This window comes from Pseudonocardia sp. ICBG601, from assembly GCF_020496245.1.
Window position 1 is genome coordinate 700,764 of sequence record NZ_JAHLJA010000002.1, and the last position, 18,778, is coordinate 719,541.

The following is an 18,778-nucleotide window of genomic DNA, read 5'->3' on the forward strand; positions in this document are numbered from 1 at the left end:
CGGGCCCCGCCCGGCTCAGCGCAGCACGTCGAAGGTCTCCATGTCGGCGACGAAGCGGGCGATCCGCTCGATCGCCCACATCATGTAGCCCTGCGGCTGGAGCTTGTTCTCGAACCGGGTCCCGCCGATCGAGAACAGCGCCAGGGTCAGTGCGTGCAGGGGCTGCCGCCGGTAGGCGAGCATCGCCTCGTCGAACGACGGCGGCTCGGCCACCCCGTGCGCGCGCAGCCGGTCGAGGTAGTGCCGCAGCAGGTCGGCCTCCCAGGCGCGGCGGTCCTCGATCGGCAGTGCGACGCTCAGCGCGTAGGACACGTCGAGGGCCCAGTTCCCGCGCGCGACGCACTGCCAGTCGTAGAGACCCATCGCGCCGTCCGGGTCCCGCAGCCAGTTGCCCAGGTGCACGTCCTGGTGCAGCAGCGTCTGCGGGGCCAGGTCGTGCAGGTGCAGCGCCCGCATGAACGCGTCGTGCATCCCGCCGCGCCGGGCGTACACCTCGTCGGGCACCACGTGCCGGGCGCGTTCGAGGCCGACCAGGGTGCGCTTGCGGTAGGAGATCGGGTTCAGCTTCTCCTGCCACGCCGTCGCCCCGCGCAGCCCGGCGAGGTCCCCGCCGGCGCGCAGCCGGGGGCTGTCCCACAGCCCGCCGTGGTAGGTCGCGAGCTGCTCCACCATCGTCTCGGCGTCGCGGCGGGTGACGGTGTTGGTCATCGGCGCCGGGAACGTCCAGCCCTGCGGGCCGAGGTCCTCCAGCAGCAGCAGCGAGCGGTAGGTGTGCGGGTCGTAGCCGGCGTAGAAGGCGCGCGGGCTGCGCAGGTCCAGGGTCGGCCGGGCGCGGTTGTAGAAGATCGCCTCGCCCTCGACGATCTCGGTGACGCCCATCAGCAGCCGCGAGGTGAACGTCGACGTGGCCTTGGTGAACAGGCTGGTCGGCAGGCCCGCGGCCTGGCCGACGGAGTTGTACACGACCCGCAGCGGCAGCCGGGCGCTGGTCCCGTTGTGGCCCTCGCCCGCCTCGACGTCGATCACCATCGCGCCCGGGACGTCCCGGCAGAGCACGCCGGTCAGCCACTGCGGGGTGACCGCCCGCGCCGACGGCGGCACGACGGCGGGGTCCGAGGTCCGGCGGTCCGCGCCGAGCCGTTCGCGGGTGATGTGGACGACGACGCGGCCGATCGAGCCGGCGATGTCGGTCAGGGGGCTGGTCATCGGGGGTCCTCCGGAGGCGGTTCGGGGTCGTCGGGGCGGGGGAGCGTGGGCACCACCTCGCGGATGACCGGCCCGAGCTCGGGGCCGGTGTCCCACGGGACGGAGCCGAGGCGCCGGGCGGCGCCGAGCACGGCGGTGGCGAGGGCGGGCCTGCGGGCGGCGAGCCGGTCGTCGGCGACGCAGACGCTGACGGCCGCGACGACCCGCCCGGAGCCGTCGCGCACCGGGGCGGCCACGCAGCCGACGCCCAGGAAGGTCTCCTGCGCGTCGACGCCGACGCCGTCGCGGACGATCCGGTCCAGCTCGGCGTGCAGGGCGTCCAGCCGGTGGATCGTGTGCGGGGTGAACACCGAGAAACCCTGGTGGGCGCGTTCGACCGCCTCGCCGCGCGGGCGGTGGGCGAGGATCGTCTTGCCCAGCGCGGTGGAGTGCGCGGGCAGCCGGCCGCCGTTGCCGACGCCCGGCAGCCGGACCCCGCCCTCGGGGTGCACCGCAGACACCGGGACGACGTAGCGGCCGTCCCAGACGCCGAGGCGGCTCGTCGCACCCGTCGCCGCGGCCAGCTCGCGCAGCACCGCACCGGCGCCGCCGTCGAAGCCCGCGCCGTGCACGAGGGTGCGCGACAGCGCCAGCAGCCGCCAGCCCAGCCGGTAGCGGCCGGTGGCGGTGCGCTCCAGCAGCCCGATCCCGGCGAGGCTCGCGAGCAGCTCCTGCGCGGTGGAGCGCGGCAGCTCCAGCCGCGCGGCGACCTCGCGGGGACCCCACTCCGGACGGTCGTGGGTGAACAGCCCCAGCACCGATCCGGCTCTGGCGATCGTGCTCAGCACGGGTCCTCCCTGGCGGTACGGCTCCGCGTCGAGCCGGCGCTGCGGAGCGTGGCGGAACCGGACCGGCGACGACGAGCGCCGTCCGGGATAACCGGACGATGGTGCGTCGCCGGTGCTCCGGGCCGCTAGACCTCGACCATGACCCCGACGCCCGACCCGGCCACGCAGGACCTGCTCGACCGCATCGACCGCTTCGCCGCCGACGAGCTGGCCCCGCTCGAACGCGAGCACCCGCAGTTCTTCGACCACCGCCGCGAGTTCGCCCGCACCGACCTCGACCACGGCGGTGTCCCGGCGCGGGAGTGGGAGGAGCTGCTGACCGAGATGACCCGCCGCGCGGACCGGGCCGGGCTGTACCGGTTCGCGCTGCCCGCCGCACTCGGCGGCGCCGACGGGGCCAACCTCGCGATGGCGCAGGTCCGTGAGCACCTCGCGGCAAGGCCCGTCGGGCTGCACAGCGACCTGCAGTCCGAGACCAGCTGCGTCGGGAACTTCCCGCTGGTGGAGCTGCTGTGGCGGGCGGGCACCGCCGAGCAGCGCGACTGGATCGAGCCGCTGGTCCGGCGCGAGGTGAGCGGCGGGTTCGGGCTGACAGAGCCCGGCCACGGCAGCGCCGCGACCTGGATGGGCACCCGCGCGGTGCGCAGCGACGGCGACTGGGTGATCGACGGGGCGAAGCGGTTCAACACCGGCATGCACCGCCCGGGGATCGACGTCGTCTTCGCCCGCACCGGCGGCGAGCCCGGCGACGCCCGCGGCATCACCGCGTTCGTCGTCCCGACCGACACACCCGGGTTCCGGGTCGAGCGGCACGCCTGGACGATGGCCATGCCGACCGACCACTCCGACGTGACCCTCGACGGCGTCCGCGTCCCGGACTCCGCGGTGCTCGGCGAGCCGGGCGCCGGGCTCGACCTCGCGCTGCTGTTCGTGCACGAGAACCGCATCCGGCAGGCCGCGTCCAGCCTCGGCGCGGCCCGGTTCTGCATCGACGCGGCGGTGACCTACGCCCGCGAGCGGGAGGTCTTCGGGCGCGCGCTGGCGTCGAACCAGGCGGTCCAGTGGCCCCTGGTCGAGCTGCACACCGAGGCCACCCTGGTGCGCGCGCTGGTCCGGGCGACCGCGGCGGCGATGGACACCGACGGCAAGGTCGCGCTGTCGGAGCAGGTGTCGATGTGCAACCTGCGGGCCAACCGGCTCGCCTGCGAGGCCGCGGACCGGGCGATGCAGGTGCACGGCGGGCTCGGCTACACCCGCGACGTGCCGTTCGAGCACATCTACCGCCACCACCGCCGGTACCGCATCACCGAGGGCACCGAGGAGATCCAGGTCCGCACCATCGCCCGCGAGCTGTTCGGCTTCGGCCGGCGGGCGGGCACGTCGTGAGCGGACCGGACCCCGCCGCGCTCGCGCGGTGGCTGGGGGACCGGGTCGAGGTCACCGGGCCGCTGCGGGTCGACCGGATCGGCGACGGCCAGTCCAACGTCACCAGCCTGGTCACCGACGCGGCCGGTCGCGCGTGGGTCCTGCGCCACCGCCCGGCCGGGGCGGCCGCCGACGACGCGCTGCGGGAGGCCGGGGTCCTGCGCGGGCTGGCCGGCGGGCCGGTCCCGGTCCCGGCCGTCGTCGCGTCGGGATCCGGTGTCGACGGCGTGCCGGGGGAGTTCTTCGTGATGGAACGGTCGCCGGGCACGGTCCTGGCCCGGGAGGCCGACGCCGACGCGCTGCCCGTGCCGCGGCGGCGCGCGCTGGCCGGTGACGTGGTCGCGGTGCTGGCCCGGCTGCACGGCGTCGACCCGGAGCGGATCGGGCCGGTCCGCGGCGACGCCGACGACCTGTTCGCGCGCCGCGTCCGGCGCGCCGCCCGCAACTGGGAGGCCTGGGCGGGGTCGGCGCCCGGGAGCGTCGACGCCGCCTGGCGGGAGGCGCACCGGCGGATCGCCGCCGCGCCGCCGCGGGCCCAGCGGCTCACCGTCGTCCACGGGGACTACCGGCTCGCGAACCTGCTCGTCGACGGCGGCCGGGTCACCGCCGTCCTGGACTGGGAGCTGTGCACCCACGGCGACCCGCTGGTCGACCTCGCCTGGCTCCTCGACGACTGGCGCGGCCCCGGCGAGGCCGCCGTCGCGATCCCGAGCCCGACCCGGGCCGGCGGCTTCGGCGACCGCGCGGAGCTCGCGGCCGACTACGCCGCCCGCACCGGCCTGGACCTGTCCGGGCTGGACCGCTACCGGGCGCTGACCCACTGGACGGCGGCGACGCTGCTGCAGGGGGTCCTCGTCCGGCGGCGGTCCGGGGCGCTCGGGGGGCACGGGGTGCTCGACCCGGTCGCGGTGGAGCGGTCCGTCCGCGACCTGGTCGAGGGCTCCCTCAGCCTGCTGCCGGCGACCGCGTCGGTGACCCGATCCGCGCCCCGACCTGGTGCAGCACGCTCGCCAGGTCCCAGTAGTCGTCGTGCGAGGTGAGCAGGCCGTCGTCGTCGTAGGTGCCGACGGCGACGCCCGGCACGGAGAACCGGGCGCCCGCCACGTCGACGAGCTCCCCGGACCGCAGCTTCAGCGGCCCGCGGACCGTGCCCGACCACACCCAACGCGAGGTGAGCCGTCCGTCGCCCGCCCAGGTCTCGCCGAACTCGATGTGCGAGTCCGGGGCGAAGACGAGCATGAACCGGTGGAACCGGGCGATCTCGTCGCGGCCGCGGTAGGTGCCGTCGAGCGCGATGTCGCGGTACACGCCGTCCGGGGCGAAGAAGGACAGCAGCGCGTCCGGGTCGGCGGTCCACGCGGCGCCGTAGGCCGAGGCGAAGGCCGGGTCGGCCGGGTGCGGGGAGCTCACGGCCGGGCCAGCCGCTCGGTGGCCTTGCTGGTGCCCGAGCGCAGCCGGTCCAGGCCCTCGGCGATCCGCCGGGTGAACAGCCCGCGCTGGAGCAGGTCGTGGGTGACCCGCAGCTCGTAGGCGGTCGCGGCGACGTGGTCCATGTGCGACGCGCGCAGCGCGACCTCCTTGAGCACCGTGGTCAGCTCGCTGCCGTGCTCGGCGATCTGCGTCGCCAGCGTCAGGGCCGACTCGCGCAGCGTCCCCACCGGCACGACCTCGTCGACGAGCCCGCAGCGCAGCGCCTCCTGGGCGTCGATCGGGTCGCCGGTGAAGAACATCCGGCGGGCCCGCTGCGTGTTCGTCTTGCGCAGGATCGCGTGGTAGAAGCCGTTCATCGCGTACTTGACCTGCGTGGACCCGAACGCGGCGTTCTCCGAGGCGATCGTGATGTCGCACATGTTGGCCAGGTCCATCCCGTAGCCGGGGGCGACGCCAGCGACCGCCGCCACGGTGGGCTTGCGGTAGTCGTAGATCGCGACCATCAGCTTGTAGGCCAGGTCGGTGAACCGGGTCCGGTCGTCGCCGGTGGTGTCCTGCAGGACGTCGAGCGCCCAGCCGGCGCAGAAGAAGTCCTCGTTGCCGATGAACAGGACGCAGGCGACGTCGTCGTCCTCGGCCCAGGCCGCGAGCGCGGCGACGATCTCCTCGTGCAGCTCCCAGCCCAGCGCGTTGCGCTTCTCCGGGTGGTCGAGCTGCAGGATGCCGACCCCGTTCTCGACGGAGGTCCTCAGGTAGCGGTACTCGGTCACGCATGTCCTTCCAGTGTCGCCCGCCGCGCTCAGCAGCAGGCCTCGGTTCCGGGTCGGGTGGCGCCGGTCCCGCGGGCCGCGTCGCAGGCGGCGGCGAGGGAGTCGGCGGTGCCGGTGGGGTGGTCGGGCGGGCGACCGGCGAAGTCGGTCACCCCGGCCCAGTGCGCGGCGACGTCGGCCGGTCCGGGCGGCCGGCCGTCGGGGCCGGTGAGGCGGACGCCGTGCGAGCGCTCCCAGCGCAGCACCGAGGCCCAGCCGCCGCCGGTCTCGACGACCTCGCCGGTCAGCGGGCACGACGGCAGCGCCAGGGCGACGACGACCGGGGCGACGTCGGCGGCCCGCAGTGCCTGCGCGGGGCGGTCGCGGAAGACCTCCTCGGTCATCGAGGTCAGCGCCATCGGGGCGACGGCGTTGACCCGGATCCCGAACCGGTCGCCCTCGGCGGCCAGCGTCCGGGCCAGCCCGAGGATCCCGGCCTTCGCCGCGGCGTAGGCGGCCTGGCCGGGGTTGCCGTGCAGCCCGGCGCCCGAGGTGGTCAGCACGATCGACCCGCCCCGGAGCCGCAGGTGCGGCCAGGCCGCCGAGCAGGCCGTCCAGCTGCCGCGCAGGTGCACGTCGACGACGGCGTCCCAGTCGTCGTCGGTGAGCCGGGAGACCACGCGGTCGCGGGTCGCCCCGGCGTTGACGACGAGCACGTCGAGCCGGCCGAGCGCGTCGACGGTGTCGGCGACCAGGGCGCGTCCGTCACGGGCGTCGCCGGTCACCGGGTGCGCGCGGCCGCCGCCGGAGCGGATCCGCGCGACGACGGCGCCCGCCGCGTCGGCGGCGCGGGCGTGCACGGCGACCGTGGCGCCGGCCGCGGCCAGCGCGGTCGCGTACTCCGCGCCCAGCCCCCGGCCGGCGCCGGTGACCAGCGCGACCGTGCCCTCGGCGAACCGGGCGGTGTCCGTCGTGCTCACGCGGGCGCCGTGCGGTGGGCGAGCCAGAGGTCGAGGTCGGGCAGCCCCGCCAGGGTGTGCTTGCGGATCTTGCCGGTCGCGGTGACCGGGATGTCGGCGACGACGTGCCACTCGACGGGGGTCTTCGCCCGCGCGAGCCGCTGCCCGGCGACGTGGTCGAGCAGCGGGTCGACGCCGGCGGCGCGGGCGTCGTCGTCGAGGACCACCCAGGCGCCGACGGCCTCCCCGAGACGCTCGTCGGGCACGGCGGTGACCGCGACCCGCCGGACCCCGGGGGCCGAGGCGATCGCCAGCTCGATGTCCATCGTGGAGAACTTCTCGCCGCCCCGGTTCACGATGTCCTTGGTGCGCCCGACGATCTGGACCCAGCCCTCGTCGTCGACCCGGCCGACGTCGCCGGGGGAGAACCAGCCGTCGTCGTCGACCTGCTCGGCGGTGACGACCGGGTCGGTGTAGCACTCCAGCAGCTGGGGGCCGCGGATCCGCAGCCTGCCGACGGTGCCTGGCGGGACGAGCGCCCCGTCCTCGTCGACGACGGTCATCTCCATCCCGCGCAGCAGCCGACCGTCCCAGGCCCGCCTGCGCTCCAGCGGGTCGTCCGCGGCGGCGATCGCGAGGACGCCCGCGGTCTCGGTCATCCCGTAGGCCCGCACCACCCGCACACCCGCCTCCGACGCCCGGTCGACGATCTCCGGGGCGATCGCGGCGCCCGCGCAGGCGTAGGTGTCGAGACGGTGGCCCTCGGGACGGGTCCGGTAGCGCTCGACGAGGTCGGCGACGAACACGGTCGCGCCCATCATCAGCGTGACCCGCTCGGCCTCGATCAGCTCGACGGCGTCGTCGGGCCGCCAGCCGGACATCACCACCGAGCGGCCGCCCAGGAAGACCGGGAACACCACGGCCGCGACGAAGCCGCCCAGGTGCGACAGCGGCGTCGCGGCGAGGGTGACGGTGTGCTCCCCGGCGCCCAGCGCGTCGCGGAAGTTCACCAGGTGCGCGACGACGGCGCGGTGCGACAGCAGCGCCCCCTTCGGCGCCGCGGTGGTCCCGGAGGTGTAGAGCAGCAGCGCCGGGTCGGCGGGCCCACGGGTGACGGTGAGCGGCTCGTCGACGGCCGTCGCCGCGTCGGGGACCGCGACCCAGCCGGGGCGCCCGCCGCCGACGAGGTAGCGCACCACCGGGTCCAGGCCCGCCTCGTCGAGCAGCCCGTCGAGCTCGGCGGCCGGGTCGCGCGGGCCGAGGGCGTCGACCGTGCACACCACCGCGGGGCGGCAGTCGGCGACGATCTGGCGCATCTCGTGCTCGCGGTAGATCGGGATGACGGGCACGTCCACCGCGCCCGCCCGGAACGCCGCGACCTGCACCGCGAGCGCCTCGAGCCGGTTGGGCAGCTGGACCAGGACCCGGTCGCCCGGGGCCACGCCGCGCCGGACGAGGTCCTGGGCGATCGCGCGGGTCCAGCGCTCGAACTCGCCGTAGCTCACACGGCGGCCCTCGAAGCAGAACAGCTCCCGCTCGGGGTGGCGGGCGGCCGCCGCGGGGACGAGGTCGGCCAGTGTGGTCGCGGTCCACAGACCCGACGCGCGATAGCCGGCGTACCGGTAGGCGGTGCTGGCGGAGGGGGTGGCAGTCGTCATCGACGTGCTCCTACGGCTCGAACCGACGTGATCCGTCACCGTATCTAGTGACGGATCACTCGGTCAGGGTCCGAACGGCCGATCAGCGGCGGCGGAGGCGACCGAACGCCTCGCCGATCCGCTCCAGCACCTCGGGGTGGCGGATGACCTCCCGGTAGGCGGAGGTCTCGAACGACAGCGCACTGATCGGGTCCATCGTGGGCGAGCGCAGCGCCAGCTCCTTGTTGATCATCGCCGAGCGCGTGGTGGTGGCCGCGATCGACCGGGCCAGCTCCGTCGCGGCGCCGACCACGCCACCGGTGGGCACCAGGCGGTCGACCAGTCCGATCCGCAGCGCCTCCGCGGCGTCGATCCGGTCCCCGGAGAAGGTGAGCAGCTTGGCCTGGCTCAGCCCGACGATCTTCCACAGCGGGGAGAAGTACGGGGTCAGCCCGAACTTGATCTGCGGGAACCCGAACACGGCGTTCTCCGCGCCGATCCGGATGTCGCAGAACACGGCGATGTCGCAGCCGCCGCCCAGGGTCGGGCCCGCGCAGGCGGCGATGGTGGGCTTGGCGTAGTCGAGCAGCGCGCCGTAGACCCGCAGGCACATGGCGGAGTACTCGTCGCGGGAGTCCTCGGTGAACGCCGACTGCAGGTCGAGGTCGAGGCCCGCGGAGAACGCCTCCTCGCCGCCGGTGATCACGACGGCGGCGACGTCGTCGTCGGCCCGCCACGCGTCGAGCTGGTCGCCCAGCGCGGCGAACAGCTCCAGGCTGAGCGCGTTGCGCCGGTGCATGCGGTTGAAGGTGATCGTGCCGACGCCGTCGGCGACGGTGGTGCGGACGGCCTCGTCGTCGGCCATGGGGGTACTCCTCGGGTGCGGGGAACGGTGGGGGAGGGGTCGGGTCAGCGGGTGGCCGCGGGGCTGCGGCCCAGCAGCGACATCAGGTAGGCGCCGCCGACGCGGTCCTCGCGGGGCGGGAGCGCGCCGAGCTGGCGCATCATCTCGGTGATCTCGTACTGGGCGAGGTAGGACGACAGCAGCCCGTCGGTGAACTCCAGGAAGATGTCGCAGCCGTAGGTGCTGAAGGTGGCGTCGGGGGCGAGCTTCGCCGGGCCGTGGCCGTACTGGCGGAACAGGCACAGGGCCCGGCCGTCCTCCGGTGCGGTGAAGGTCTGGACCTCGTCGAAGGCGACGTCGGGCATGACCTCCCAGATCCGGTCGACGTAGGCGCGCATGCCGTCACGCCCGTCGATCACCTCCGGCCAGAAGACGGTGTCCTCCCAGCGGATGCCGGGGTGCAGGATCTCGAGCACGCGCTCGGTGTCGTGGGAGTTCCACGCCGCCAGCCAGCGGCGGGAGAAGTCGCGCAGGAAGGCCTCGGTCTGGGGTGCCGGCACGATGGCTCCTCGTCGGCTCGGAGGCCCGCGCCGATGCGGGCCGCGTGACACCACCCTAGCGGTGATTAACTTCCGGCGGAAGTGCGGACCAGCTCGACGAACCGGGCGAGCAGCCGGTCCAGCGCGTCGACGTCGACCGGGCGGTGCAGCAGCTGGGCGCCGACGATCATCGACAGGCACAGTTCGGCCAGCTCGTCGGCGTCCGCGCCCGCCCCGGCCTCGACGACGGCGGCCCGGACGACCTCCCGGCGGCGGCGGTCGACCTCCCGCTGTGCCGCCGCGACGGCCGGGTCACCGGTGCTCCATACCCGGATCGCGGCCTCCGCGTCGTGCGGGACCGTCCGGGCGAGCCGGCGCAGGAGCTCCAGGCGCTCCAGCGGCGCGAGCGGTGCCGCGGCCTCGCGGGCGATCTCCTCGGTCCGCGCGGCCCAGTGCTCCAGGAACTGCGCGACGAAGTCCGGCCAGTTGCGGAACCAGTTGTAGAACGACCCGCTCGACACCCCGAGGCGGCGGTGCAGGGCGGTCATCGACAGGTCGCGGGAGCCGGATCCGGACAGGATCTCGACGGCTGCCGCGTAGTAGTCCTCGCGGCCGACGTACTGCGGCACGGGCGGCTCCTCGGGTGCGGGTCGGGCCGGGTCAGCATCGCAGCCGTGCGCGGACCCTTCCGACATAGAGGCCTCTATGTTAACTTCCGCTAGGTCACAGCCGCAGAGATGTCGAAGGAGACGTCATGGGTGGGTTCCGGTCGCCGGACGAGGTGCACGAGTTCCTGGGTGGGATCTTCGAGGAGGCGATGGCCGACGAGACCATCGGACCGAAGCTGGCCGCGACCGGCATGAGCCTGCGGATGGACTACACCGACCCGGAGACGACGGTCCGTGTCGACTTCGCGACGAAGGAGATCACCACCGGCCCGGCGGCCGCGGTCGACTCCGACGCGACGCTGTCGATGAGCGCCGACACCGCCAACCAGTACTGGCAGGGCAAGGTCAGCCTGCCGCTGGCGATGGCCCGCGGGAAGATCACCGTCGGCGGCTCGGCGGCGCAGCTGCTGAAGCTCTCGCCGATCGCGAAGAGCCTCTACCCCCGCTACACGGCGATGCTCACCGACCGCGGGCGCGCCGACCTGGTCGTGGGCTGAGGTGGGCGGCACCGCCGCGCCCGCGACCGGGCGCGCCCACCACCCGCTCGACGTCTCGTCCGAGGAGTTCTGGCGGCTGGCCCCCGAGGAGCGGGAGCACACCTTCGCCCGGCTGCGCGCCGAGGCGCCGGTCTCCTGGCAGCGACCGGTGCACAGCCCGATGATGGACGGCGACGACGGCTCGCCCGGCTACTGGGCGGTCGTGCGGGCGGCGGACATCGCGACGGTGAGCCGCCGGGCCGACGTCTTCTCCTCGGCCACCGGCGGGGTGCTCGTCGAGGAGTTCCCCGAGGAGGTCCTGGAGATGGCCACCTCGATCCTCACCATGGACGACCCCCGGCACCGCAAGATCCGCAGGCTGGTCGCGTCGGTGTTCACCCCGCGACGGGTGCAGCGGATCGAGGAGCAGATCGCCCGGCAGGCCCGCGAGATCGTCGCGGACCTCGGGGACCGGGGCGAGGTCGAGCTGGTCTCCGCGGTGTCGGCGCGGCTGCCGATGTGGACGATCTCGGAGATGATCGGCATCCCGCCCGACCGCCGCGACGAGGTGGCCGCGGCCGCCGAGTCGATGGTCGCCTGGGGCGACGACGAGGGCACCGAGGGCTCCGACGCGGCGACGGTGATGCTCAACGGCATCGTCACGCTGCACGGCGCCTGCCAGGACGTCATCGACGCCCGGCGGGTGAGCCCCCGCGACGACCTCGTCTCGGCGCTGGTGGCCGCCGAGGTCGACGGCGAGCACCTCACCGACGACGACATCCGGTCGTTCTTCGTGCTGCTGTGCGTAGCCGGCAACGACACCACCAAGCAGACCACCACGCACACGGTCCGCGCCCTGACCGAGCACCCGGAGCAGCGGGAGTGGCTGTTCGCCGACTACGACGCCCGGATCGGGACGGCGGTCGAGGAGTTCGTGCGCTGGGCGAGCCCGGTGATGACGTTCCGGCGGACCGCGCTGGAGCGCTTCGAGCTGGGCGGACAGGTGATCGAGCCCGGGGACAGGGTCACGCTGTTCTACGGCTCGGGCAACCGCGACGAGCAGGTGTTCGAGCGCCCGCTGGAGTTCGACCTGTCCCGCACGCCGAACCCGCACGTGGCCTTCGGCGGCGGCGGGCCGCACTTCTGCCTCGGCTCGCACCTGGCGAAGGCCCAGCTGCGCTGGATCGTCCGCGAGCTCTACGACCGGCTGCCCGACCTGCGCGCCGACGGCGAGCCGGACCGGCTGGTCAGCACGTTCATCAACGGGATCCGACGGCAGCGGTGCGTGTTCACGCCCCGCTGAGCGACGACCGGTCAGCCGGTGCGGAGCACGGCCAGCGCGACCGCCGTGACCTCCGCCCGGGTGGCCGGCCGGTCGTGCGACGACGACGCGAGCCGGGTCAGGTCGTGGGCCACCGACAGCGCGGCCCGCACCCGCAGCCGGGCGGTCGGCTCGTCGAGGTCGAGCGCGTAGGCCAGCAGCGACCGGGTCCAGTCCTGCAGCTCGGTGCGGATCGTCGTCGCGGTCCGGCGCCGGGCGTCGTCGGTGAGGTGGTGGAACTCGGTCACGTACACCCCGAGCAGCGACCGGTTGGCCTGGCAGAACCCCACGTAGCGGTCGAGCATCCCGGCCAGGTCGACCGAGCCGGGGTGCCGGCGCCGGGAGCGCTGCTCGGCGTGCAGCCGTTCCGAGGCCAGGTCGAAGGCGGCGGTGAGGATGTCGGCCTTGGTCGCGAAGTGGTGCAGCAGGCTCGGGCCCGCCATCCCGACGGCGGCGCCGATGTCGTCGAGGCTGACCCCGGCGTAGCCGTGCACGTGGAACAGCTCCACCGCGCGGGCGACGATCTCCTCCCGGCGCGACCCGGGCCCGGGGTCGGCGACCACGTCGCCGGGCGGCTCGGCGGCGGCCGTCGCCGGGTCCGGGGGGGCGGAGAGCAGGCAGGCCAGTGCCGCGGCGGCGAGCACGGTGCGGACCTGGTCGTCGTCGAGGCTGGTCCCGGTCGACGACGGCGTCGCCATCGCCCCGAGCGCGCCGGTCACCATCACCCCGGCGGCCCGGTCGGTCAGCTCGGGCCGGGCCCGGCGCAACCGCCGCGACAGCCGTTCGAGCCCGCTGCGGAGCCGGCCGAGGACCGCGTCGCGGGCGTCGTCGCCGAGGAAGCGGCTCTCGCGCTGGAGCAGCGTCCACAGGTCCGCCCGCTCGGTCGCCACCCGGGCCAGGGCCGCGACCAGCACGTCGAGCGGGCCGTCGAGGTGCTCGTCCAGCGCGGCGGTGACCTCGTCCAGACCGCTCTCCAGGGCGGCGACGAGCAGCGCCTCCTTGTTGCGGAAGTGGCGGTAGACGGCCGGGCCGGTCAGCCCGACGTCGGCGGCGACGTCGCCGAGGGACACCTGGTGGTACCCGAGCAGGTGGAAGCGTGCGGCCGCGGTGCGCGCGAGCTGGGCACGACGTGCGTCGGCCTGCATCCGGCGCCGCGGTGCTGCATGCGGTGCGGCCACGTCCCACCCCCCTCCGGCCGGGACGACTCTAGAAGACCCGGCACCGCCGGACCGTTGCCGGTGCGGCCCGTCCACACTATTTTATCCGAATTAGAAACTGTCGTCGTCGACGGCGACCACACCGACGTGGAGGATCCGTGACCCATCCCGGCGCCCATGCCGCACAGAACCCGGACAAGATCGCCGCGATCCTCGCCGAGACGGGCGAGCGGGTGACCTACGCGGAGCTGGAGGAGCGCTCGGTCCGGCTCGCGAACGTCCTGCGGGAGGCCGGCCTGCGTCCCGGCGACGTCGTCGCCCTGCTGAGCGAGAACAACCTGCGGGTCTTCGAGGTCTACTGGGCCGCGATGCGCTCGGGGCTCTACGTCACCGCGATCAACCACAACCTCGTCGCCGAGGAGGCGGGCTACATCGTCGCCGACTCCGGGGCGGCCGCGCTCGTCGTCTCGGCGGGCAAGGCCGACGTCGCGAAGGCGGTGCTGGCGACCGGCGTCCGGCCCGGGCTGCTCCTGTCCTACGACGGCCAGGTCGACGGGTTCGGCTCCTACGAGGACGCGCTGGCCGCGGCGTCGGACGTCGCACCGGCCGAGCAGCCGCACGGCGCCCCGATGCTCTACTCGTCGGGGACGACCGGGCGCCCGAAGGGCGTGCGCCCGCCGCTGCCGCCGGTGCCCTTCACCGAGATCGGGGACCCGCTGGTCGGCCTGATCGGCCAGGCGTTCGGCGTCGGCCCGGACACCGTCTACCTCACCCCGGCGCCGATCTACCACGCCGCGCCGCTGCGCTGGTGCGGCGCCGTGCACGCGCACGGCGGGACCGTGGTGATGCTGCGCCGCTTCGACGCGGCCGCCGCGCTCGACGCGATCGCCCGGCACCGCGTCACCCACGCCCAGTTCGTGCCGACGATGTTCGTGCGCATGCTGCACCTGCCGCAGGAGCAGCGGGACGCGGCCGACGTCTCCTCGCTGCGGGTGGCCGTGCACGCGGCGGCGCCGTGCCCGGTCGACGTCAAGCAGGCGATGATCGACTGGTGGGGCCCGATCCTGGTCGAGTACTACGCCGGGACCGAGGGCAACGGCCTCACCATGACCGACAGCGCGACCTGGCTGACCAAGCCGGGCACCGTCGGCAGGCCGCTGCTGGGTGTCCTGCACATCTGCGACGACGACGGCCGTGAGCTGCCCACCGGCGAGATCGGCTCGGTCTACGTCGAGCGCGAGACCGTGCCCTTCGAGTACCACAACGACCCGGAGAAGACGAAGGCCTCGCAGCACCCCGAGCACGAGACCTGGACGACGCTCGGCGACATCGGCTACGTCGACGGGGACGGCTTCCTGTTCCTCACCGACCGCAAGTCGTTCATGATCATCTCGGGCGGGGTGAACATCTACCCGCAGGAGACCGAGAACGCCCTCGCCCTGCACCCGGCCGTGCACGACGTCGCCGTGATCGGGCTGCCGGATCCGGAGATGGGGGAGCGGGTCACCGCGTTCGTCCAGCCGCGCGCCGGCGTCGCGACCGGCCCGGAGCTGGAGCAGGAGATCATCGCGTTCGTGAAGTCGCGGATCGCCGGGTACAAGGCCCCGCGCAGCGTCCGGTTCGTCGACGACCTGCCGCGCACCGAGACCGGAAAGCTCGTCAAGGGCGAGCTGCGCGCCCGCTACGCGACCACCTGAGCGGCCCCGCCGCACCGGGGAGGTGGGATCAGGGGCGCAGCGAGTAGAGGATCATCGACTGGGCGACGGCGATGGTCCGGTCGATCTCGCCGCGCTCCGGGTCCCACCACTCCACGGTCCAGTTCAGCGACCCCATGATCAGCATCCGGCCGATCGACGAGTCGACGTCCGGGCGGAGCTGTCCGGCCGCGCGCAGGTCCTCGATCAGCCCGCGCCAGATCTCGTGGTACTCGGCGATCTGCTCCCGGGCCCGCGCGGACAGGTGCTCGGGCAGCTGGTTGGCGTTGCGGACGACGGCCCGCGCGTAGTCCGAGAGCTGCAGCTCGTGGCGGAGCTGGGCCTCGACCGCGGCGGCGAGCCGGTCGGCGGGCGGGGTGCCGTCGGGCAGCGCCCCGAGCACCGCGGTCAGGTGCTCGCGCATCGACGCCGCCCCGGTCGCCACGACGTCCTCGATGAGGTCCTCACGCGAGGGGTAGTAGTAGTAGATCGCCGGCGCCTGGATCTTCGCGACCTGCGCGATGTCCGACAGCCGGGTCCCCGCGAAGCCCCTCTGGCTCAGCACCTGCGCCGCGGCGTCCAGCAGGCGGGCCCGGGTGCGGGCCGACTTGCTGTCGCTGCTGTCGCTGCTGTCGCTGCTGTCGGTGCCGTCCGGCTCGGCCGGTACGACCGCGTTCGTCTTCCGTGCCACCGGGGAAGGATAGTCCGAGCCGCTTCCGCTGGCCGGGATCGGCGCACCCGGCCGGTGTCGCCGACGGCCGGGGGACCGGCCGCCGGCGACCCGCTCAGCCGCGGTAGCGGGCGGCGATGTCCCGCCCGACGATCTCCTTCATGATCTCGGTCGTGCCGCCGTAGATGGTCTGGATGCGGCCGTCGGCGAAGGCGCGGGCCACCGGGTACTCGAGCATGAAGCCGTAGCCGCCGTGCAGCTGCACGCACCGGTCGGTGATCCGCTTCTGCAGCTCGGTCAGGTACCACTTGCCCTTCGCGGCCTCGACCGGCGTCAGCTCGCCCCGGTTGAACGCCAGCACCGCGCGGTCGGTCCACGACTCGGCGACCTCGAGCTCGGTCTCCATCTCGGCCAGCACGAACCGCGAGTTCTGGAAGTCGCCGATGGCCTGCCCGAACGCCTGGCGCTCGAAGCAGTAGCGGGCGGTGTGCTCGTAGACCGCCCGCGCCGCGGTCACCGCGGAGGAGATCAGGCCGAGCCGCTCCTGCGGCAGGTGGCTCATGAGGTGCATCAGGCCGTGGCCCTCGGTGCCGATCAGGTTCTCGGCGGGCAGCCGGACGGAGTCGAAGAACAGCTCGCCGGTGTCCTGGGCGTGCAGGCCGACCTTCTCCAGACGGCGCCCGCGCCGGAAGCCGTACATGTCCCGCTCGACGACGAACAGGCTGAACCCGCGCGAGCCCGCCTCCGGGTCGGTGCGCGCGGCGACGATCACGAAGTCGGCCGACAGGGCGCTGGAGATGAAGGTCTTGGAGCCGTCGAGCACCCAGCCGTCGCCGTCGCCGTCGCGGCGGGCCGAGGTGCGGATGCCCTGCAGGTCGCTGCCGGTGCCGGGCTCGGTCATCGCCAGCGCGCCGAGCATCTCGCCGCGGGCGAACGGGGCCAGCCAGCGCTTCTTCTGCTCGTCGGTGGTGAGGTCGAGCAGGTAGGCGAGCACCAGGTCGTCCTGCAGGCCCAGGGTCATCCCGAAGGAGGTCGCGCCGACCCGCGCGACCTCCTCGTTCACCACCATCCGGTACCGGTAGTCGGTCTCGCCCGCGCCGCCGAACTCCTCCGGCACGGAGAGCGCGTAGACGCCCTGCTCGGCGGCGGTGCGGAACACCGCCGGGTCGATGGCGTGCGCGCGCTCCCAGTCCAGGTAGTGCGGCTCGACCTCGCGGGCCAGGAACTCGCGCACGGTGGCGCGGTACTGCTCGTGGTCGTCGGTGTAGAGCTCTCGGCGCATGGGGTCTCCTCGGTCGGCGGGCGGGGCCCGGTGGTGACGCGGCCGGGCCGGGGCGCCGGCACCCGATCCGGCGAACCGGAGCGTCACTATTCTAATGTAGGTTAACAAAGGGTCGATCGTCGGCGACGGTGCCGGGGGCCCGTCCGGAGCGGGGAGGCGTGACCGCCATGACCGACGTGCGACGCGTGCAGCTGCTGTGCGCCTGGGCCGGCCCGGCGACGCTGGTCGTCGCGCTGGGCGGCTGGGCGCTGGCCGGGGTCCTCCCGCTGCCACCCGGGCCCACCGACGGGCTCGCCGAAGTCGTGGCCTTCTACGGCTCGCCGACGACCCGGGCCGGGCTGGTCGTGACCTCGGTCGGGATGTGCCTGCCCGCGCCGCTGCTGGCGGCGATCTCGGTGCAGATGTTGCGGATGGAGGGGCGGGTGCCGATCCTGTCGTTCCTGCAGCTCCTCCTGGGCGCGGTCACGGTCGTGCTGCTGCTCGTGCCGATGCTGCTGCTGGGTGTCGCCGGGCTGCGCGCCGACCGCGCGCCGGAGCTGGTGCAGCTGCTGCACGACACGGCCTGGCTGCTCTTCCTCACCCCGGTCGCGCCGTTCGCCCTGCAGAACATCACGATCGGTCTCGCCGTCCTCGGTGACCGCTCGGGGGTGCAGGTCTTCCCGCGGTGGAGCGCGTACGCGAACTTCTGGGCGGCGTTCCTGTTCTGCCCCGCCGTGCTCGCCTTCTTCTTCCTCCGCGGCCCGTTCGCCTGGAACGGCGTCTTCGTCTTCTGGCTCGGCACCGTCGTCTACGGGGCCTGGCTGGCCGGGATGTTCCTGCTCGTCCGCCGGGCCGTGCTCACCGACCCGACCGGCGTCGTGGCGCCCGCCCCGGTCGCGACGGCGCCCGCGTCGTGACCGCGGACCTCCCCGACTTCCTCCTCCCGGCCGGAGCCCCACCGGCCCGGGCCGCCGCCCCGGCGACGGCGCCCGCCGAGGCGCCCCGGGCGGACGGCCACGTGCCCGGCGAGGCGGGGCTCTGGGTGTTCCTGCTCGGTGACATGACGCTGTTCGGCGCGTTCTTCGTGGCCTTCGTCGTGCAGGGCCGCGCCGACCCGGCCGGGTTCGCCGACGGCGCGGCCGCGCTGGGCACGACGACCGGCGGCGTCAACACGCTGGTCCTGCTGACGAGCTCGCTGCTCGTCGCCTACGCGGTGCGCGCGGTCCGGGAGGGGCGGGCCGGCGTCGCCCGTGTCCTGCTGGCGGGCACCGTCGCCTGTGGTGCCGGCTTCGCCGTCCTCAAGACCGGTGAGTACGCCGCCGAGGTCGCCGCGGGGAACACCCCGACCACGTCGCTGCTGTTCACCTACTGGTTCGTGCTGACCGGGATCCACCTGTTCCACGTGGCGGTCGGGCTGGTGCTGCTCGGCGTCGTGTGGTGGCGGCTGCGCGCGGGGACCGCGGGCCGGGTGCGCACGGCCGAGGGCGCCGCGGCCTACTGGCACATGGTCGACCTGCTGTGGCTCGTGCTGTTCGCCCTCCTCTACCTGGGCTTCCCGCGATGAGCGCCGTGCGACCGGCACTCGTGTGGGCCGGGCTGGTCGTGGTGACCCTGCTGTCCTGGTGGGCGGGGGCGCACCACCCGGCGGACGGCGACGGCGCCCGTGCGGTGTTCGCCCTCGTCCTGGCGGTGGCGTTCGGCAAGGCCTGGGTCGTCGGACGGGAGTTCATGGAGCTGCGGCACGCACCGGTGGCGCTGCGCCGCGCCTTCGACGCCTGGGTGCTGGTGTTCGGCGTCGCGCTCGGTCTGCTCGTCCTGCTCTGACCGCTCGTAGGTGAATCGCCACTAGGTAGGTGGCGGGAGGGTGTCGCGTCCGCGCGGGCCCGGCGCCGGTGCCGGCGCGGCCCCCGGTCG

General features: G+C 74.3%; 20 protein-coding genes. 8 read left to right on the top strand and 12 right to left on the bottom strand.

The annotated features are described in order from the left end of the window. Positions 1-15 precede the first annotated feature (15 nt). Together KPL57_RS03225 and KPL57_RS03230 are read right to left on the bottom strand one after the other, a co-directional pair. On the bottom strand, positions 16-1,206 hold the full coding sequence (locus KPL57_RS03225; RefSeq protein WP_062396870.1) for an aminoglycoside phosphotransferase family protein: 1,191 nt from the start codon (positions 1,204-1,206) through the stop codon (positions 16-18). After that, entirely contained in the window at positions 1,203-2,033 is an 831-nt protein-coding gene (locus KPL57_RS03230) for an IclR family transcriptional regulator (RefSeq protein ID WP_226350386.1), read from the bottom strand. The genes KPL57_RS03225 and KPL57_RS03230 overlap by 4 nt, the downstream gene beginning before the upstream one ends. A gap of 138 nt (positions 2,034-2,171) precedes the next feature. Between KPL57_RS03230 and KPL57_RS03235 the strand changes: the two genes are divergently transcribed. Continuing rightward, complete coding sequence (locus KPL57_RS03235) at positions 2,172-3,419, top strand: acyl-CoA dehydrogenase family protein (RefSeq protein ID WP_226350387.1); 1,248 nt, start codon at positions 2,172-2,174, stop codon at positions 3,417-3,419. After that, entirely contained in the window at positions 3,416-4,498 is a 1,083-nt protein-coding gene (locus KPL57_RS03240; protein ID WP_226350388.1) for a phosphotransferase family protein, read from the top strand. The genes KPL57_RS03235 and KPL57_RS03240 overlap by 4 nt, the downstream gene beginning before the upstream one ends. Here KPL57_RS03240 and KPL57_RS03245 read toward each other — a convergent pair. The 7 genes from KPL57_RS03245 to KPL57_RS03275 all read right to left on the bottom strand — a co-directional run bounded on the left by KPL57_RS03245 (position 4,404) and on the right by KPL57_RS03275 (position 10,246). After that, entirely contained in the window at positions 4,404-4,868 is a 465-nt protein-coding gene (locus KPL57_RS03245) for a nuclear transport factor 2 family protein (RefSeq protein WP_178373053.1), read from the bottom strand. The genes KPL57_RS03240 and KPL57_RS03245 overlap by 95 nt on opposite strands. Then, on the bottom strand, positions 4,865-5,659 hold the full coding sequence (locus KPL57_RS03250) for an enoyl-CoA hydratase/isomerase family protein (protein ID WP_178373052.1): 795 nt from the start codon (positions 5,657-5,659) through the stop codon (positions 4,865-4,867). Before KPL57_RS03250 ends, KPL57_RS03245 begins: the two co-directional genes overlap by 4 nt. Before the next feature lie 29 nt (positions 5,660-5,688). Next, a complete protein-coding gene (locus KPL57_RS03255) occupies positions 5,689-6,618 on the bottom strand; it encodes an SDR family NAD(P)-dependent oxidoreductase (RefSeq protein WP_226350389.1) in 930 nt (309 codons plus the stop codon). Further along, the gene (locus KPL57_RS03260; protein WP_226350390.1) at positions 6,615-8,255 is read right to left on the bottom strand and encodes a class I adenylate-forming enzyme family protein; all 1,641 of its coding nucleotides are present in this window, start codon (positions 8,253-8,255) and stop codon (positions 6,615-6,617) included. Before KPL57_RS03260 ends, KPL57_RS03255 begins: the two co-directional genes overlap by 4 nt. An 82-nt stretch (positions 8,256-8,337) precedes the next feature. Further along, entirely contained in the window at positions 8,338-9,099 is a 762-nt protein-coding gene (locus tag KPL57_RS03265) for an enoyl-CoA hydratase/isomerase family protein (RefSeq protein ID WP_226350391.1), read from the bottom strand. A gap of 44 nt (positions 9,100-9,143) precedes the next feature. Next, positions 9,144-9,638 (bottom strand): nuclear transport factor 2 family protein, encoded by a 495-nt coding sequence (locus KPL57_RS03270; RefSeq protein WP_226350392.1) that lies wholly within the window; start codon positions 9,636-9,638, stop codon positions 9,144-9,146. A 65-nt stretch (positions 9,639-9,703) separates the two neighbouring features. Beyond that, on the bottom strand, positions 9,704-10,246 hold the full coding sequence (locus tag KPL57_RS03275) for a TetR/AcrR family transcriptional regulator (protein WP_226350393.1): 543 nt from the start codon (positions 10,244-10,246) through the stop codon (positions 9,704-9,706). A 125-nt stretch (positions 10,247-10,371) separates the two neighbouring features. On the opposite strand from KPL57_RS03275, the gene KPL57_RS03280 reads away from it, so the two are divergent. Further along, complete coding sequence (locus KPL57_RS03280; protein ID WP_226350394.1) at positions 10,372-10,782, top strand: SCP2 sterol-binding domain-containing protein; 411 nt, start codon at positions 10,372-10,374, stop codon at positions 10,780-10,782. Position 10,783: 1 nt separating this feature from the next. Further along, positions 10,784-12,064, top strand: coding sequence for a cytochrome P450 (locus KPL57_RS03285; RefSeq protein ID WP_226350395.1), 1,281 nt, complete (start codon positions 10,784-10,786; stop codon positions 12,062-12,064). A gap of 11 nt (positions 12,065-12,075) precedes the next feature. On the opposite strand, the gene KPL57_RS03290 is transcribed toward KPL57_RS03285, so the two are convergent. Next, positions 12,076-13,260 carry a TetR/AcrR family transcriptional regulator gene (locus KPL57_RS03290; RefSeq protein WP_226350396.1) on the bottom strand — a complete coding sequence of 395 codons (1,185 nt, stop codon included), beginning with the start codon at positions 13,258-13,260 and terminating at the stop codon, positions 12,076-12,078. A 137-nt stretch (positions 13,261-13,397) separates the two neighbouring features. On the opposite strand from KPL57_RS03290, the gene KPL57_RS03295 reads away from it, so the two are divergent. Further along, positions 13,398-14,936: an acyl-CoA synthetase gene (locus KPL57_RS03295; protein ID WP_226350397.1), complete on the top strand. Its 1,539-nt coding sequence runs from the start codon at positions 13,398-13,400 to the stop codon at positions 14,934-14,936. 28 nt (positions 14,937-14,964) lie between these two features. On the opposite strand, the gene KPL57_RS03300 is transcribed toward KPL57_RS03295, so the two are convergent. Then, the gene (locus tag KPL57_RS03300) at positions 14,965-15,624 is read right to left on the bottom strand and encodes a TetR/AcrR family transcriptional regulator (RefSeq protein ID WP_226350398.1); all 660 of its coding nucleotides are present in this window, start codon (positions 15,622-15,624) and stop codon (positions 14,965-14,967) included. 94 nt (positions 15,625-15,718) lie between these two features. Then, positions 15,719-16,885, bottom strand: a complete 1,167-nt coding sequence (locus KPL57_RS03305; RefSeq protein ID WP_226350399.1) for an acyl-CoA dehydrogenase family protein — start codon at positions 16,883-16,885, stop codon at positions 15,719-15,721. 167 nt (positions 16,886-17,052) lie between these two features. Here KPL57_RS03305 and KPL57_RS03310 point away from each other — a divergent pair, with 167 nt between their 5' ends. The 3 genes from KPL57_RS03310 to KPL57_RS03320 are packed head-to-tail and all read left to right on the top strand — an operon-like array spanning position 17,053 to position 18,688. Further along, positions 17,053-17,781, top strand: coding sequence for a hypothetical protein (locus KPL57_RS03310; protein WP_226350400.1), 729 nt, complete (start codon positions 17,053-17,055; stop codon positions 17,779-17,781). Continuing rightward, positions 17,778-18,428 (top strand): cytochrome c oxidase subunit 3, encoded by a 651-nt coding sequence (locus KPL57_RS03315; RefSeq protein ID WP_226350401.1) that lies wholly within the window; start codon positions 17,778-17,780, stop codon positions 18,426-18,428. The genes KPL57_RS03310 and KPL57_RS03315 overlap by 4 nt, the downstream gene beginning before the upstream one ends. Continuing rightward, positions 18,425-18,688, top strand: a complete 264-nt coding sequence (locus KPL57_RS03320) for a cytochrome C oxidase subunit IV family protein (RefSeq protein WP_226350402.1) — start codon at positions 18,425-18,427, stop codon at positions 18,686-18,688. Before KPL57_RS03315 ends, KPL57_RS03320 begins: the two co-directional genes overlap by 4 nt. The last annotated feature ends 90 nt before the right edge of the window (positions 18,689-18,778 follow it).

Bases quoted from the DNA above. Each gene is read 5' to 3' on its own strand.
- KPL57_RS03265 (WP_226350391.1), bottom strand. From the start codon at position 9,099: ATGGCCGACGACGAGGCCGTCCGCACCACCGTCGCCGACGGCGTCGGC.
- KPL57_RS03280 (WP_226350394.1), top strand. From the start codon at position 10,372: ATGGGTGGGTTCCGGTCGCCGGACGAGGTGCACGAGTTCCTGGGTGGG.
- KPL57_RS03235 (WP_226350387.1), top strand. From the start codon at position 2,172: ATGACCCCGACGCCCGACCCGGCCACGCAGGACCTGCTCGACCGCATC.
- KPL57_RS03260 (WP_226350390.1), bottom strand. From the start codon at position 8,255: ATGACGACTGCCACCCCCTCCGCCAGCACCGCCTACCGGTACGCCGGC.
- KPL57_RS03310 (WP_226350400.1), top strand. From the start codon at position 17,053: ATGACCGACGTGCGACGCGTGCAGCTGCTGTGCGCCTGGGCCGGCCCG.
- KPL57_RS03225 (WP_062396870.1), bottom strand. From the start codon at position 1,206: ATGACCAGCCCCCTGACCGACATCGCCGGCTCGATCGGCCGCGTCGTC.
- KPL57_RS03320 (WP_226350402.1), top strand. From the start codon at position 18,425: ATGAGCGCCGTGCGACCGGCACTCGTGTGGGCCGGGCTGGTCGTGGTG.
- KPL57_RS03305 (WP_226350399.1), bottom strand. From the start codon at position 16,885: ATGCGCCGAGAGCTCTACACCGACGACCACGAGCAGTACCGCGCCACC.